This window comes from Kribbella sp. NPDC054772, from assembly GCF_053611945.1.
In genome coordinates, this window is sequence record NZ_JBSHBJ010000054.1 from 447 (window position 1) to 15118 (window position 14672).

The 14672-nt window shown below is 68.0% G+C and carries 15 protein-coding genes; 6 read left to right on the forward strand and 9 right to left on the reverse strand.

Annotation, left to right across the window (positions count from 1 at the left end; all coding sequences use genetic code 11):
* Positions 1-128: 128 nt before the first annotated feature.
* The 4 genes from ACWGID_RS40225 to ACWGID_RS40240 form a co-directional block, all read right to left on the reverse strand.
* Positions 129-989, reverse strand: a complete 861-nt coding sequence (locus tag ACWGID_RS40225) for a carbohydrate ABC transporter permease (protein WP_452204649.1) — start codon at positions 987-989, stop codon at positions 129-131.
* A complete protein-coding gene (locus ACWGID_RS40230) occupies positions 989-2041 on the reverse strand; it encodes a carbohydrate ABC transporter permease (protein ID WP_452204650.1) in 1053 nt (350 codons plus the stop codon). Before ACWGID_RS40230 ends, ACWGID_RS40225 begins: the two co-directional genes overlap by 1 nt.
* 100 nt (positions 2042-2141) lie before the next feature.
* Complete coding sequence (locus tag ACWGID_RS40235; protein ID WP_452204651.1) at positions 2142-3410, reverse strand: ABC transporter substrate-binding protein; 1269 nt, start codon at positions 3408-3410, stop codon at positions 2142-2144.
* 552 nt (positions 3411-3962) lie between these two features.
* On the reverse strand, positions 3963-4382 hold the full coding sequence (locus ACWGID_RS40240; RefSeq protein ID WP_452204652.1) for a cobalamin B12-binding domain-containing protein: 420 nt from the start codon (positions 4380-4382) through the stop codon (positions 3963-3965).
* Positions 4383-4514: 132 nt separating this feature from the next.
* Here ACWGID_RS40240 and ACWGID_RS40245 point away from each other — a divergent pair, with 132 nt between their 5' ends.
* From ACWGID_RS40245 to ACWGID_RS40255, 3 genes are all read left to right on the forward strand, one after another.
* Positions 4515-5372, forward strand: coding sequence for an esterase/lipase family protein (locus tag ACWGID_RS40245; RefSeq protein ID WP_452204653.1), 858 nt, complete (start codon positions 4515-4517; stop codon positions 5370-5372).
* A gap of 218 nt (positions 5373-5590) precedes the next feature.
* Entirely contained in the window at positions 5591-6499 is a 909-nt protein-coding gene (locus tag ACWGID_RS40250) for a M23 family metallopeptidase (RefSeq protein WP_452204654.1), read from the forward strand.
* Between the two features lie 48 nt (positions 6500-6547).
* Positions 6548-7066, forward strand: a complete 519-nt coding sequence (locus ACWGID_RS40255) for a DUF6886 family protein (protein ID WP_452204655.1) — start codon at positions 6548-6550, stop codon at positions 7064-7066.
* A 17-nt stretch (positions 7067-7083) separates the two neighbouring features.
* On the opposite strand, the gene ACWGID_RS40260 is transcribed toward ACWGID_RS40255, so the two are convergent.
* From ACWGID_RS40260 to ACWGID_RS40275, 4 genes are all read right to left on the reverse strand, one after another.
* Positions 7084-7644, reverse strand: coding sequence for a hypothetical protein (locus ACWGID_RS40260; protein ID WP_452204656.1), 561 nt, complete (start codon positions 7642-7644; stop codon positions 7084-7086).
* A gap of 87 nt (positions 7645-7731) precedes the next feature.
* Positions 7732-10065 (reverse strand): DNA helicase PcrA, encoded by a 2334-nt coding sequence (pcrA, locus tag ACWGID_RS40265; protein ID WP_452204657.1) that lies wholly within the window; start codon positions 10063-10065, stop codon positions 7732-7734.
* 46 nt (positions 10066-10111) lie between these two features.
* The gene (locus ACWGID_RS40270; protein ID WP_452204658.1) at positions 10112-10693 is read right to left on the reverse strand and encodes a TetR/AcrR family transcriptional regulator; all 582 of its coding nucleotides are present in this window, start codon (positions 10691-10693) and stop codon (positions 10112-10114) included.
* Between the two features lie 13 nt (positions 10694-10706).
* Positions 10707-11798, reverse strand: coding sequence for an acyltransferase family protein (locus ACWGID_RS40275; protein ID WP_452204659.1), 1092 nt, complete (start codon positions 11796-11798; stop codon positions 10707-10709).
* A 42-nt stretch (positions 11799-11840) separates the two neighbouring features.
* Between ACWGID_RS40275 and ACWGID_RS40280 the strand changes: the two genes are divergently transcribed.
* From ACWGID_RS40280 to ACWGID_RS40290, 3 genes are all read left to right on the forward strand, one after another.
* Positions 11841-12200, forward strand: a complete 360-nt coding sequence (locus tag ACWGID_RS40280) for a hypothetical protein (RefSeq protein WP_452204660.1) — start codon at positions 11841-11843, stop codon at positions 12198-12200.
* 78 nt (positions 12201-12278) lie between these two features.
* Positions 12279-12875, forward strand: coding sequence for a ClpP family protease (locus ACWGID_RS40285; RefSeq protein ID WP_452204661.1), 597 nt, complete (start codon positions 12279-12281; stop codon positions 12873-12875).
* Positions 12872-13483, forward strand: coding sequence for a ClpP family protease (locus ACWGID_RS40290; RefSeq protein WP_452204662.1), 612 nt, complete (start codon positions 12872-12874; stop codon positions 13481-13483). Before ACWGID_RS40285 ends, ACWGID_RS40290 begins: the two co-directional genes overlap by 4 nt.
* A gap of 91 nt (positions 13484-13574) precedes the next feature.
* On the opposite strand, the gene ACWGID_RS40295 is transcribed toward ACWGID_RS40290, so the two are convergent.
* Positions 13575-14663, reverse strand: coding sequence for a serine hydrolase domain-containing protein (locus ACWGID_RS40295; RefSeq protein ID WP_452204663.1), 1089 nt, complete (start codon positions 14661-14663; stop codon positions 13575-13577).
* Between the last annotated feature and the right edge of the window lie 9 nt (positions 14664-14672).

A 14672-nucleotide genomic window follows, 5' to 3' on the forward strand; every position in this document is an offset into this window, starting at 1 on the left:
CCCGGCGCGCCCGCGCGGCGGGGGCGCGCGGGGCGCGCGCGCGGCCGGGCGGGGGCGCGCGCGCCGCCCCCCCCCCCCCCGGTCCCGGTCGCGCCGGTCGCGGTCCTCCTGCTGGCGGCGGAACAGGCTCACTTCACGCCACCTGCCGTGAGGCCTGCGACGATCCGGCGCTGGAACAGCAGGACGGCGATCACGAGCGGGATCGTGACGATCACACCGGCGGCCATCTGGCTGCCGAAGGGTTGGTCACGGCCCGTCGTACCGGTGAACTGCGAGATGATCACGTTCGCCGTCTGGATCGACTTCTTGTTGGTCATGCTCAGCGCGATCAGGAACTCGTTCCAGGCCGCGATGAACGTGATGATCGCGGTGGTGAACACACCGGGCGCCGCCAACGGGATGATGATCTTGCGGAACGCCTGGGCCGGCGTACAGCCGTCCACCATCGCCGCCTGCTCGAGCTCCTGCGGCATCTGCCGGAAGAACGCGGTCAGGTTCCACACCGCCAGCGGCAGTGCGAACGACAGGCTGGGCACGATCATCGCCTGGTAGGTGTTGATCCAGCCGATGTTGACGAACAGCTTCAGCAGCGGCACCACCAGCGAGATGCCCGGGAACATCGACGTGGTGATGATGATCGCCAGCACGACATTCTTGAACTTGAAGTCCAGCCGCGCCAGCGTGTACGCCGCTACCATGCCGATGATCAGCGTCAGGATCGTCACCGACCCGGCCACGATCAGGCTGTTCAGCAGACCCCGCCCGAAGCCGTTGTCACCGCTGAACACGTCCTTGAAGTTCTGCATCGAGAACGGTGCCGGGATCAACTTGTTCGAGAACTGGTCGGACGGCCGGCGGAACGCCGACACGACCATCCAGTAGAACGGCGCCAGGCAGTAGATCACGATGATCGCGACGCCGAGCAGCGGCAGCCAGCGCTTGAGCGCGGCGTTCTCGCCGGCCCGCACCTGCGGGATGTCGGTGGCCATCAGACGTTTCCTCCTGTACCGGGAGCGGCACCCACGGCGACCGCGGCCCGCGCGGCCTTGGTCCCCGAGCCGCCACCCTTCTTCCGGCGGCCTCCGCTCTTCCTGGCCCGGGCCTCACCGATCACGTCGGCGCCGAGGATCTTCACGAAGAGGTAAGCCACCACCGCGACGTACACGAACAGCACTGTCGCGTAGGCGGCCGCTGGTCCGTATCTGACATTGGACGCTTCGTCGTAGGCGAGCATCGAGAGCGTCTCGACCGAGTCCTTGTGCGCGCCCACGAGCACGAACGGAAGGTCGAAGATCCGCAGCGTGTCGAGGATCCGGAACAACACTGCCACCAGCAGCGCCGGCTTCACCAGCGGCATCGTGATCCGCAGGAAGGCCTGCCATGCGTTCGCCCCGTCCACCTTGGCGGCCTCGTAGACCTCGGCCGGGATGGTCTGCAGCCCGGCCAGGACCAGAAGGCCGATGAACGGTGCGGTCTTCCAGGTGTCCGCGATCACCACGGAGAACTTCGACTGCCAGCCCTCCGTCGACCACAGCACCTGAGTGCCGAGCAGGGCGTTGGCGATACCGTCGGCCTGGAAGATCCACTTCCACAGCAGCGCCGAGATGACGGTCGGAATCGCCCACGGGACCAGGATGCTGGCCCGGACGATGCCGCGGCCCTTGAAGGCCTTGTGCATGATCAGCGCCATCGCGACGCCGAGGATGGTTTCCAGGATGACGCAGACGACCGTGAAGAACGTCGTGTTCCAGAAGGCGTTCCAGAACCGGTGTCCGGTATCGCCCTTGAAGATGTCGGTGTAGTTCTGCAGACCGACGAACGTCGATCCCTGGACGACGAACCCGTTCGCGTCGAGGTGCTGGCCGCTCTGGAACAGAGATTCGCGCAATGCCGCGATGATCGGGAACAGCACCACCACGGCGAGCACGAGCAACGTCGGCGAGAGCAGGATCGCGGCCAGCCGGCCGGTGCCCTCGTTGAAACTCGTCGGGTGCTTCTCTTTCTTGGCCGGTCGATCGACGACCGGCGCATTTGCAGTCACCTGAGACTCCTTTTGACTTCCCGAGCAGGAACCCGGGCAGGGACTGGCCGGGGCCGGTGCGTGGTCAGTACTTCTCCACTCACCGGCCCCGGCACGACGGTCATTGCGTGATGATCGACTGCAGCTTGGTCTGCAGGTCGGCCAGCGCCTTGTCCGGCGCCACCGTGCCGTTCAGCGAGTCGTACGCCGCGGCCTGAATGGCAGCCGTGACGTCGCCGTACTTGACCACCTTCGGGCGCGGCTGCGCACCGAGGATCGACGCCTTCAGCGGCGCGAGGTACGGGAACTGCTTGGACAGCGTCGGGTCGTCGTACAGCGACTGCCAGGTCGGAGCCTGCGAGGTCGCCTCGATATTCGCCTTCTGGCGGGCCTCGCTCGCCATGAAGTTGATGAAGTCGATCGCAGTCGCCTTGTTCTTGGCGTACGAGCTGATCGCGTAGTCGTGACCACCGAGCGAGGAGACGCCCGGACCGGACTTACCCGGCAGCGGCGCGACCGCGAACTTGCCGGCGATCTTCGACGAGCCGTCGGTCTTGTTCGCCAGGGAGTACACGTACGGCCAGTTGCGCAGGAAGAGCAGCTTGCCGTCCTGGAACGCGCGGCGGGACTCCTCCTCCTTGTAGGTGATCGCGGCCTTCGGGATGGCGCCGGTCTTGAACCCGTTCACCAGCTCCTCGAGACCGGCCTTGGCCTCCGGGGTGTTGACGTTCGGCTTGCCGTCCTTGCCGACGATCTCGCCGCCGGCGGAGTTGACGGCCTCGGAGAAGTTGACCGTGAGGCCCTCGTACTTCTCGAACTGGCCCGAGTAGCAGCTCATGCCCTTGGCCTCGGGCAGCGCGGCCACCTTCTGGCAGGCGGCGAGCATCTCGTCCCAGGTCTTCGGCGGCTCGGTGACGCCGGCCTTGGTCAGCAGGTCCTTGCGGTAGTAGAGCAGACCGCCGTCGGAGGTGATCGGGACACCGTAGAGCTTGTCGCGGTACTTCGCGGTCTCGACGGTCGCCGGGATCAGCTTGCCCAGGTCGGGCACCTTGTCCTCGGGGATCTGGGTGATCCACTGGTTCGCGGCGAACTCCGACGTCCAGACGACGTCCATGTTCAGCACCGTGAACGCGTCGGACTTGGCCTGCGCGTTCTGAACCATCTGCTGGCGCTGCGCGTCAGCGTCCTCGGGCAGTTCCTTCAGCTCGACCTTCTCGTTCGGGTGTGACGAGTTCCAGGCAGCAAGCTGCTTCGGCAGGAAGCCCGACGTGTCCTTACCGGTGGCGAAGGTGATCGGCCCCCGGCCCTCGAGTGCCCCTGCCGCGCTGCTGCCCCCGCCGCTGCTGCTTCCGCTGTCGCCACTACCACACGCGGTGGCGAGCAGCGCCAAGCTGCCTGCGACGGCTACGAAAGCCGTCCTGCGTGCGTGTGATCGTTCAAACCTCATCGTTTACCTGCCCTCTCCCGATTTGGGACATCGCTTGGGTCCTGCGCCAGCAGTTCGCAGACCCCCACCGCACTGCGATCCGCCCTGTCCGGACAGTAACCGAGAACGGGGTGATGTGTTCTGAGCCACACACACCCCAGCTCGACGGTCTCTGAAACGGACAACCGCATGGCTGTATGCGACCGCGTTTGGGAAGCCCGCACAACCGGGCATTTCCTAACGATTCGGTATTACCGATTAGTAACCTGACTGAAATGGGCAGGACTGTTCAGATCGACTCCGGGCAGTCGCCATCACGCTCCGGAGCGGATCCGGGACTCCGCTAGGGCGTGTCTCCCAATCCCGCGCCGTAGCGAGCAGGTGCTCGGTGCGGTAGCTCGGCGCGCGGGAGCGAAGGTCTCGATGCGGAGCATCGTGGCCTTTGATCCCGTGCGGCGAGGTGCCGTGCCGAGTGCCGCGCAGTAGGCGGGGGATTGGGAGACACGCCCTAACGGGTCAGGCAGGTGAGGCCGAGGCGTCGCCGACGTGGCCCCGGACCCACTCGACGATCTCGGTCGTGGTGGCACCCGGAGTGAAGATCTTGTGCACGCCCAACTCGGCCAGCGGCTGCAGGTCGGCGTCCGGGATAATCCCGCCGCCGAACACCACGATGTCCTCCGCGTCCCGCTCCACCAGCAGCTCGCGCACCCGCTTGAACAGCGTCATGTGCGCGCCGGACAGCACCGACAGGCCGATCGCGTCGGCGTCCTCGGCGATCGCGGTCTCGACGATCTGCTCCGGCGTCTGGTGCAGCCCGGTGTAGATGACCTCCATGCCGGCGTCCCGCAGGGCACGGGCGACGACCTTGGCACCGCGGTCGTGTCCGTCCAGACCGGGTTTGGCGACGACAACGCGCAGCGGACTCGTAGCAGGCATGTGGGCAGGCTAACCGCTGCGAACCTCACGGATAAGACACGGAGGCGTGTGTTCCCCGACACGCGGAACCGGAAGCGGTTACTTTGGAAGGAGATCGGACCACCGGGGGGTCTGGTTTGGTGAGGAGCCGCCATGAGTTCCTGGCAGGACGAAGTCCGCGGCGCGCTGGACGGACTCGCGTACGGCGCCCGCTCCGCGCTCTCACCCAGCGTGTTGCACGGGGCAGCCGTCGAGATCGGCTGGCTGACGACCCACCTGGCGATGTACCCGCTCGGCGTCCTCGGCAAGGCCCCCGACTCCGGCGCACTGCCCCGCCTGAACCTGGCCGGCCTCGGTCCGGCCCAGCGCGGCCTGCTGGTCAGCGACGTCCGCGCCGCCGGTACGCCGATCCTGCTCGCGCACGGGATCATCGACAACCACACGATCTTCACGTTGATGCGCCGCCACCTCGTCCGTCGCGGCTTCAGCAGCATCCACACCTTCTCGTACTCACCGTTGACGCTGGACGTACGCCGTACCGCCGAGCGGATGGGAGAGGAGATCGAAGCGATCTGTGAGGCGTCAGGGTCGGACCAGATCCACGTCATCGGGCACAGCCTCGGTGGGTTGATCGCGCGGTACTACGTCCAGCGGCTCGGCGGCGACGCGCGGGTGCACACCTGCGTGACCCTCGGGACGCCGCACCAGGGGACGGTCGCGGCCAAGTTGTTGCCCTGGCCCCTGGTCAAGCAGGTCCGGCCGGACAGCGATCTGATGACCGAGCTGGCTGAGCCGGCGCCGGACTGCCGGACCCGCTTCCTCGCGTTCTACAGCGATGTCGACCAGTTGATCGTTCCGCAGCGGCGCGCCCGGATCCGGCACCCGGACCTGCTCGCGAACAACGTCCGCATCCACGGCGTGGGCCACCTGTCGTTGCCCTTCCATGGCGAGGTCGTGCACAAGATCACCGGCGTCCTGGCGGATTGGGACGAACAGCCCAAAACTGCCTGACTGCGCAGGCTTCTCGGCGCTCGCGGCCGATGCACGTGCAGCCGCTCATGCAAAAGTTTCGTGAAGGCGCGCCGGAAAACTACCCAGATGGGTTTGTCACCCCGTGACCCTTCCGTTATGGTCTGTGAGTCCTCCCGGGGAATAAACCCTCCGAGGGGACGGGACGAGCCTCCCTAGCTCTTCCTCAAGCCCCTCCCCTGTGACCGAAAGGCCACGTTGTGTCCCAGCACCGTGCCGCGGGAGACCGCGTCACGCCCGGCAATGCTGCGCGCAAGACCGGCGCAGGACGTCGCAGTGCCAAGCATCGCGTTGCCAGGCGTAATACCCCCAGCAGCACCCAGATCGTCGGACTGACCGCTGCGCTCGCCGCAGCCGCCGGAGCTGTCGGCTTCAGCCACAGTGCCCTGTCGTCACCGACCCAGGCGAACTCCGCGGTGAACCTCGCCGCGCTCAGCCTGGACAGTGGGCAACAGCTGTCCGGCATCACCACGGCACGGATCCAGGCGCGCCAGCTCGCCACCCGGGACTCCTCCCGGGTCCAGCTGGCCGACCCGGCGAGCACCACCAAGAAGCAGTCCGCTGCCGCACAGCTGGCCAAGGCCCGCGCCGCGAAGCTGACCGCCACCCAGGCCCTCACCGCGAAGCGCGCGAACGCGCTGGCCGTCGCGAAGGCCAAGGCCGAACTGGCCGAGAAGAAGGCCCGTGAGTCGGCCACCCGCTGCGAAATCATGCTGACCGGGTACCACATCACCGCGACCTTCGGTCAGGGCGGCAACCGCTGGGCGCACAACCACACCGGCCTCGACTTCGCCGCCCCGATCGGCACCAAGATCGGCGCCGTACAGAAGGGCGTCGTGATCTTCGCCGACTGGGCCGGCCCGTACGGCCGCCAGGTTCAGGTCCGGCACGAGGACGGCACCGTCACCTGGTACAACCACATGTCGAAGTTCAGCGTGTCGGTCGGCGAGACCGTGTACGCCGGTGACCAGGTCGGCGCCGTCGGGATGACCGGCAACACCACCGGCCCGCACCTGCACTTCGAGGTCCGGCCGGACGGCGGCGAGCCGATCGACCCGGCGCCCTGGCTGCGCAACCACTGCGGCTTGGACCCGTACACCGCGGGCTGACCCAAAACCCTTTCAGCACCACACACCTGCGCGGCTAAGCTGCGGCGCATGCGTCCGGCAACTGGTGAGGTTCTGCACTTCTCCGAAGACCCGACCATCGAGATCTTCCGGCCGCACGTCGCGAAGACGGCGCTGCAGGCAACGGCGTACGTCTGGGCCGTCGGCTACGACCGGGCCCCGGACTACTGGTTCCCGAGGCAGTGCCCCCGCGCGATGGCGTGGGTGGGCCCCTCGACGACTCCCGAGGACCGCGAGCGGATCATCGGCGTCGGCTCCGGCACCCGCGTCCACGCCGTCGAGTACGGCTGGTTGGGCGCGATGCGCTCGGTCGAGCTGTACGCCTACCGGCTGCCGGCCGCCGACTTCGTCGAGCACGACGCGGCGTACGTCGCTACTACCGAGGTGCGGCCGCTCGGCCCGCCGGAGCGTGTCGGCGACCTGTTCGCGTTGCACGACGAGGCCGGAATCCAGTTGCGGGTCCTACCGCGGCTCCACGACTTCTGGGCCGAGACCGTCGCCAGCAGCCTCGAGTGGAGCGGCATCCGCCTCCGCAACGCCAGGCCATAACAGCCATCGCGGAGCGCTCAGCGCTGCCAGACCTCGGCGGTGGTGAGGAACGCGGATGAGCCGGGTTTGTCGGGTGAGCCGTCGACCTGGACGAAGCCCGGCACCGAGGCGCCGCCGATCGAGACCGTCGCGGACCGGACCGGCGCGATCACCAGGCTCAAACTGTGGTTGCCGTCGGCGAGCTGGAAGTTGTCGGTCGCGAACAACCGCCGGTCCAGCACTCCGCTCATCTCGATCTGGATGTCGGCGGCCTTCGCGGTCAGCCCGTTGGCGAGGTTCATCGAGACCTGCACCAGGTCCCGCTCGACGGCCGGCTCGTGCCACGGCAGCCCCTGGACCTCGAGGAACGAGCGCACGAAGTACCGCTCCAGCCAGGACGCCAGGTCGACGTCCTCGGACACCACCCGGACGATCCCGTCGAACCAGAGCACGACCGCGGTCCCGGAGCCCCGGATCGACCAGTCGACCATCCAGATCGAGGCGTACGCCGTGACTTTGCCCCGCTCGTCGAACAGCCGGAGGCCAGGATTCGCTCCCGCCAGGATGATCCGGCGGTTGCTGGCCGACGACTTGGACATGAGCGGGCGCTTCCCTTAGAGGGGCCGAAGATGCTTGATTGTCTCAATCTCCGGGCCAGATGCAACGCATCAGTCCAAGAAGTTGACTCAGATCTTCTCCACCGGCGCGTAGCGCAGGAGGAGTCGCTTGACGCCTTCCGACCCGAAATCGATGTCCGCCTGGGCCTGTTGACCCTCGCCGCGGACCACCACGACGGTGCCCATCCCGAAGCTGTCGTGCACCACCCGGTCCCCCGGGTTCAGGCTGATCACGGGCTTGTCGGAGGCCGACTTGCGGGTCGGCTCGTACCTGCTCGGGATGCCGCTGCCGCGGGTTGTCCCGGTGCCGGACCAGCGGGTGATCGCGGACTCGTCGCGCCGCCAGTCGAGCAGTTCGGCCGGGATCTCCTCCAGGAACCGCGACGGCGGGTTGTGCTGCGGAGCGCCGTACGCCGATCGCACCGCGGCGCGGGAGATCGACAGCCGCTGGCGGGCGCGGGTGATCCCGACGTACGCGAGCCGGCGCTCTTCCTCGAGCTCCTTGAGGTCGGTGAGCGAGCGGGAGTGCGGGAAGACCCCGTCCTCCATGCCGGTCAGGAAGACCACCGGGAACTCCAGGCCCTTCGCGGTGTGCAGTGTCATCAGCGTGACCACACCACCGTCGTCGGCGGCGTCCGGGATCTGGTCGGCGTCGGCGACCAGCGCGACCCGCTCGAGGAACGCCTGCAGGTCGGCGGGCTCGCCGGCCTGCGTCCGCTCCTCGACGAACTCGCGGGCGACCGAGATGAACTCGTCCAGGTTCTCCAGGCGGGTCTCGTCCTGCGGGTCCGGGGACTTCTGCAGCGCCTCGTAGTACCCCGAGCGGTGCAGTGCGACGTCGAGGATGTCGTCCGGCGGCGCGCCCGAGTCGACCATCGCGGTCAGCTCGTCGAGGATGTCCACGAAGGCCTGGACGGCGTTCACCGAGCGCGACGCCATGGCCGGCGCGTCCTGGGCGCGGCGCATCGCGGCCGCGAACGAGATCCGGTCCCGGGCCGCCAGCGACTCGATCGCCGCCTCGGCACGATCGCCGATCCCACGCTTCGGCTCGTTCATGATCCGGCGCAGCGAGACGGTGTCCTCCGGGTTCACCAGCACCCGCAGGTACGCGAGCGCGTCGCGGACCTCCTTGCGCTCGTAGAACCGGACGCCACCGACCACCTTGTACGGATGGCCGGTGCGGATGAAGACTTCTTCGAACACCCGGGACTGCGCGTTGGTGCGGTAGAACACCGCGACGTCGGACGGTTTCACCCCGTCGGCGTCGGACAACCGGTCGATCTCGTCCGCGACGAACTGCGCCTCGTCGTGCTCGTTGTCGGCGACATACACCGCGATCTGCTCGCCCTGGCCCTGGTCGGACCAGAGGTTCTTCGCCATCCGGCCCTCGTTGCGCGAGATCACCGCGTTGGCCGCGGTCAGGATCGTCTGCGTGGAGCGGTAGTTCTGCTCCAGCAGGATCGTCTCGGCGCCGGTGAAGTCCTCCTCGAAGGCGAGGATGTTCCGGATCGTCGCGCCCCGGAAGGCGTAGATCGACTGGTCGGAGTCACCCACGACCATCAGCTCGGCCGGCGGCGCGGTCGGGCCGTTGCCATTTGGATCGTTGCTGGCGGCCGGATCCTCACCGCAGAGCTCACGGATCAGCGTGTACTGCGCGTGGTTGGTGTCCTGGTACTCGTCGACGAGCACGTGGCGGAAACGACGCCGGTAGTACTCACGGACCTCGGGGAAGGCTTGCAGCAGGTTGACCGTGGTCATCAGCAGGTCGTCGAAGTCCAGTGCGTTCGCCTGCGCGAGCCGCTCCTGGTAGATCTTGTAGCACTCGGCGTACGTCTGCTCGAGGTGGTTCTCCGCCTTCGCCGCGGACGTCTCGTGGTCGATCAGCTCGTTCTTCTGGGTGCTGATCCAGTTCAGTACGGCGCGCGGGTTGTACCGCTTGACGTCCAGGTCGAGCTCGCGGCAGACCAGCGTCATCAGCCGGCGCGAGTCGGTGTCGTCGTAGATCGAGAACGTCGAGTTGATCCCGAACCGCTTGATGTCGCGGCGGAGGATCCGCACACAGGACGAGTGGAACGTCGAGACCCACATCAGCTTCGCCCGCGGGCCGACCAGGTCCACGACCCGCTCGCGCATCTCCGCGGCGGCCTTGTTGGTGAACGTGATCGCCAGGATCGACCCGGGATGCGCGTCCCGGGCCGCCAGCAGGTAGGCGATCCGGCGGGTCAGCACCCGGGTCTTGCCCGAGCCCGCACCGGCGACCACCAGCAGCGGCTTGCCGGCGTGCACCACGGCCGCGCGCTGCTGCGGATTCAGCCCCTCGAGCAGCGAGTCCGGATCGGTCCGGGACTTCTTCGGCTCTTCGAGTGGCACCGGGAGCTCGTCAGGCGAGAACAGCGTAGTCATCACCAAACACCTTAGGCGCTCCCGCCGACAGTTACCGAAAACGCGGTCAGTCGAGCAGGCCCTTGGTGATGAATCGCTGGTTGGCGGCGCTGCGTTCGGCCAGCGGACCGGCCGCGAAGACCGGCGTGTCCAGGGTCGGCGCCATCACCGGCTCCAGCAGCATCGGCCCGAGGATCAGGAACAGGGCCTGGTACGGCGCCCAGCGCGCGTCGGCCTCGTCCAGCGGGACGGTCCGCAAGGCGCCGAGGTGCCGGCGTGCCCCGTCGAGCAGCCCATGGAACACGGCGATCCCGGCCGGACCTCCCTCGAGCAGGACCCGGCGCAGGTAGTTCCTCCGCAGTTCGTCCGCCCCGAACAGTTGCGCCGTCACCTGGCCGAGCGCGGCCAGATCGCTCGCGTCGAGCTTCGCCAGCCCCTCGTCGAACGTGTTCAGCACGTCCTCGTCGACGGCCGCCCGCAGGCCGTCCTTCGAGCCGTAGTGGTGCCGCAGCAGCGCATGCGACACGCCGGCCTCGGTCGCGATCGCCCGCGTCGACGTCGCCTCGAACCCGTGCTCGGCGAACAGCTTCAGCGCCGCGAGCCGCAACCGCGCCCGCGCCGTCAGGTCCGAGGATCGTGCGTCGGTCATCGTGCCTCCGTCGTCAGGCCCCGACCCAGGCGCGCAGGTAGGGGACGCGGCGCAACCCGGCCGCCAGTACGAAACTGACCGGCAGTGCGACCGCACCGACCAGCAGGAACTTCGCCGGCGGTGCCGCTGCGAGATCGCGGACGAGCAACTGCAGTACGACGACCACCGGCACATGCACGATATACACGGTGAACGACGCCGCACCCCAACGGGCCAGGACGGCGTTCGGGCGGCCGGCGTACTCGCGGAACAGCACCACGAGGCCGACGCACAAGGTCACGCACATCGTGCTCTCGACCATCGACCAGGTGAACGACGGAAAGGTCGCGCCGCCCGGCGCATAGAACCGGGACAGTGCGGGCAGCGCCGCGAGGTGCGCGACCGCGAGCGCGGCGCCGATTGCGAGGCAGGTGTATCCGACCCGCCGCGTGATCCCGGTCAGCCAGTAGTACCTGTACGCGAGCAGTCCGGCGACGAACAGACCGCCGTACTGGATCAGGTCGGACGGTTCGGCCTGGATGAACTCGAGGATCCCGATCCAGGTGTCGACGGGCCACTTGATCCGGATCGCGTACGTGCCCAGGCCGATGAGCAGCGTGAAGGCTGCGATCGCTCGGCCGGTCAGGGCGCGCGGCTCTTGGGCGACCGGGCGGCGGTGGATCGCGAGGCGCCAAACGGCGTACAGGATCGCGTAGACCAGGAGGTGCTGGAGGAACCACAGGTGGGCGAACGAGAACTCCGGGAAGTCGCCGTACGTGTGGTGGTGCAGGAACATCAGCGCCGGGACGACCACGAGGACTCCGAACACGAACGGTGCGCCGATCCGGCGGAACCGGTCGTGCAGGAAACGGCGGGCGCCCTTGCGTTCGTACGACGGGGGCAGCAGGTACGCCGAGATCGCGAAGAACAGGGCCATGAAGAAGGAGCCGTTCACGACCGTGAACCGTTCGAGCGGCTCCCAGCGGCCGGTCCCGTGCACGTACCACCAGTCCGGCGGCCCGTACGGCTGGGCGGCGTGGTGCAGCACCACGAGCACCACCAGCGCGAGCTTCAGGCGGTCGAGGTACTGCAGTCGCTGTCCGACTGGACTTTTTACTGTCCGCATGGACAGCATCATACCTTAGAGTGCTCTGATGAGGCGGTTGGCGTGGTGGTTGCGCTGCACGGCGCCGGGCAGACGGTGGCGCGGGCACCGGCGGACTGGGAAGGAGTGCTGGACCGCGGGTACGCGTTGGTCTGCGTGCAGTCGTCCCGACGAATGTCGCCCAACTACAGGACCTGGCCCGACCCCGAGCAGGCCGCAGCAGACATCGCGCGCGGGCTCGCGGAACTGCCGGATCCGTTGTCGCCAGCAACTATCTGGATCGGGGCCGACGACGACCTGCTCGAGGTCGTGGATGATCTGGGCGAGCAGCTCACCGCACTCGGTTGCACGATCGAGCGGATCCCGGGCCTCGGTCACACGGTCCCGTCCGGCTTCGACGACCGGCTCGCGAAAGCCCTCTAAGGGCAGGTTTGCTCTGGGCAGACTTGCCGTCAGCAGAAAAGCTGGGACGGCGCGACCGGCGCGGTCAAGGTGGATGGCATGGCAGAAGACATCAAACCGCCGCTGTTCAACGAGACCGCCCGGCAACGGTTGCTGGCGCAGCGGATCGTCGTACTCGACCGAGCCCTCGACGACGACCTCGGGACCCTGCTGGTCACGCAGATCCTGACGCTGGCGGCCGAAGACCCGGACACCGACATCGCGTTCTGGATCCACTCGCCCGGCGGCTCGGTGCCGTCGATGCTCGCGATCCGCGACGTGATGCAGACCGTGCCGTGCGACGTGTCGACGCTGGCGATCGGGCTGGCCTGCAGCGCCGGGCAGTTCCTGCTGTCGGCCGGGACGCCGGGCAAACGCTACGCACTGCGGCACGCGCGGGTGCTGATGCACCAGGGCTCGGCCGGGATCGGCGGGTCGGCCGTCGAGATCGAGATCCAGGCGAACGACCTGCGGCACATCCGCGACACCGTACTCGGACTGATCGCCGAGGACACCGGCCAGCCGTTCGACACCGTGCACGAGGACTCGCTGCACGACCACTGGTACACCGCCGACCAGGCCCGCGACTACGGCTTCATCGACCACATCGTCGAGTCCTTCGACCAGGTCATGCCCCGAAAGAAGGCTGCCGCATGAGCTCGTACACGATCCCCAACGTCATCGCCCAGCATCCGCGCGGTGAGCGGATCATGGACGTCTATTCGCACCTGCTCAGCGAGCGGATCATCTACCTGGGTACGGCGATCGACGCCGGCGTCGCGAACGCGCTGATCGCCCAGCTCCTGCACCTCGAGGTCGACAAACCCGAGCAGGAGATCAACCTGTACATCAACTGCGAGGGCGGCGACATGACCGCGATGCTCGCGATCTACGACACCATGCAGTACATCCAGTCCCCGGTCGCGACCTTCTGCGTCGGCCAGGCGATCTCCGCCGGCGCGGTCCTGCTGGCGGGCGGTACGGCGGGACGTCGCGCCGTACTGCCGCACGCGCGGGTCGTCCTGCACCAGCCCGCCGGCCGCGGTCAGGGCACGATCCCGGACCTGATCCTGCAGGCCGACGAGGTGGTGCGGGTCCGGAGCCAGGTCGAGACGATCCTCGCGAAGCACACCGGGCAGACGATCGAGCAGCTCCGCCACGACACCGACCGCGACCACGTACTGACCGCGGACGGCGCCAAGGAGTACGGCATCGTCGACCACGTGATCAACGAACGCGTCCCGCTCGCCTCCGCCCTGGTGTGACCCGGACCGCCAGGCCATCACAATCGCTCGAAAGGCGGCCGCCCACGCGGGGCCGCGGCGCGATCCGGCGATTGTGATGGCCTGCAGATACCTAGCTCGCCGCTTCGAGGACCTTGTCGGCGACGGCGGCGTGGTGCAGTTGGTCGGTGTTCGGCCGGCCGACGCGGTTGGTCAGGTACGCGTAGGCGATCTGCCGGTCCGGGTCGGCCCAGCCGATGCAGCAGTTGCTGCCGTTGTGGCCGAACGCCCGCGGGCTGCTCAACGATCCGAGCGACGACACCGCGCCTTCCACCCAGCGCGGTCCGCCGAGCTGGAACCCTTGCGACCAGCGGATCGGAGCTCGAGCAGTCCGGTCCATCTCGCCCTCGCTGGACGGCTCGACCGCGACAGCGAGCGTCTCCGGCCGCAGCAACTGTCCCCGCGGCGCCGTCCCGCCGTTCAGCAACGCTTGATAGAGCACCGCGAGGTCCCGCGCGGTCGTCGAGATGCCGGCCGCCGGTACGACGGCCTCCCGGGTACTGCGCCGGTTCACGACGGACTGGATGAACGGCCCGATCGGACCGGTCGCGTGGATCGGGACGTGCCAGCCCCAGAGCTCGCCGGGCAGGCCGAGGTACGTGTCGTGGACGCCGAGCGGTGCAATGACGGAACGGCGTACCAGCTCGTCGATCGGGGTGCCGCTGCAACGATTGGCGACCTCGCCGAGGATGAAGCCGAAGGCCAGTGGGCTGTAGGCGACGGTGCCGAGCGGCCAGCGGGGCTTGGCCTCCGCGATCCGGTGCAAGGAACGGTTCCAGTCGGTCATGGCGCGGACCTCGCCGACGTACGACCCGGCGTTGGACAACCCGGAGCGGTGCCGCAGCACCTCGCGAACCGTGATCTCCCGCTTGCCGTTGTGGGCGAACTCCGGCCAGTACGCCGCGATCGCGTCGTCGAGGTGCAACCGGCGGGCCTCGACGAGCTGGTGGATCGCTACGGCGAGGTACGGCTTGCTCGCGGAGAAGAGCCAGAACAACGCGTTCGGTGCACAGCCGAACGAACGGTCCACGACGATGCGCCCGTGCCGCACGACACACAGCTGCGCGACCAGCCCCCGGGCCTCGATCAGCCCGACCGCTTCCCCCAGCCGGTCGGGGTCGAGCCCGGCCTCGCGCGGGTCGCACACACCACCGAACTCCATGTTTTCCAC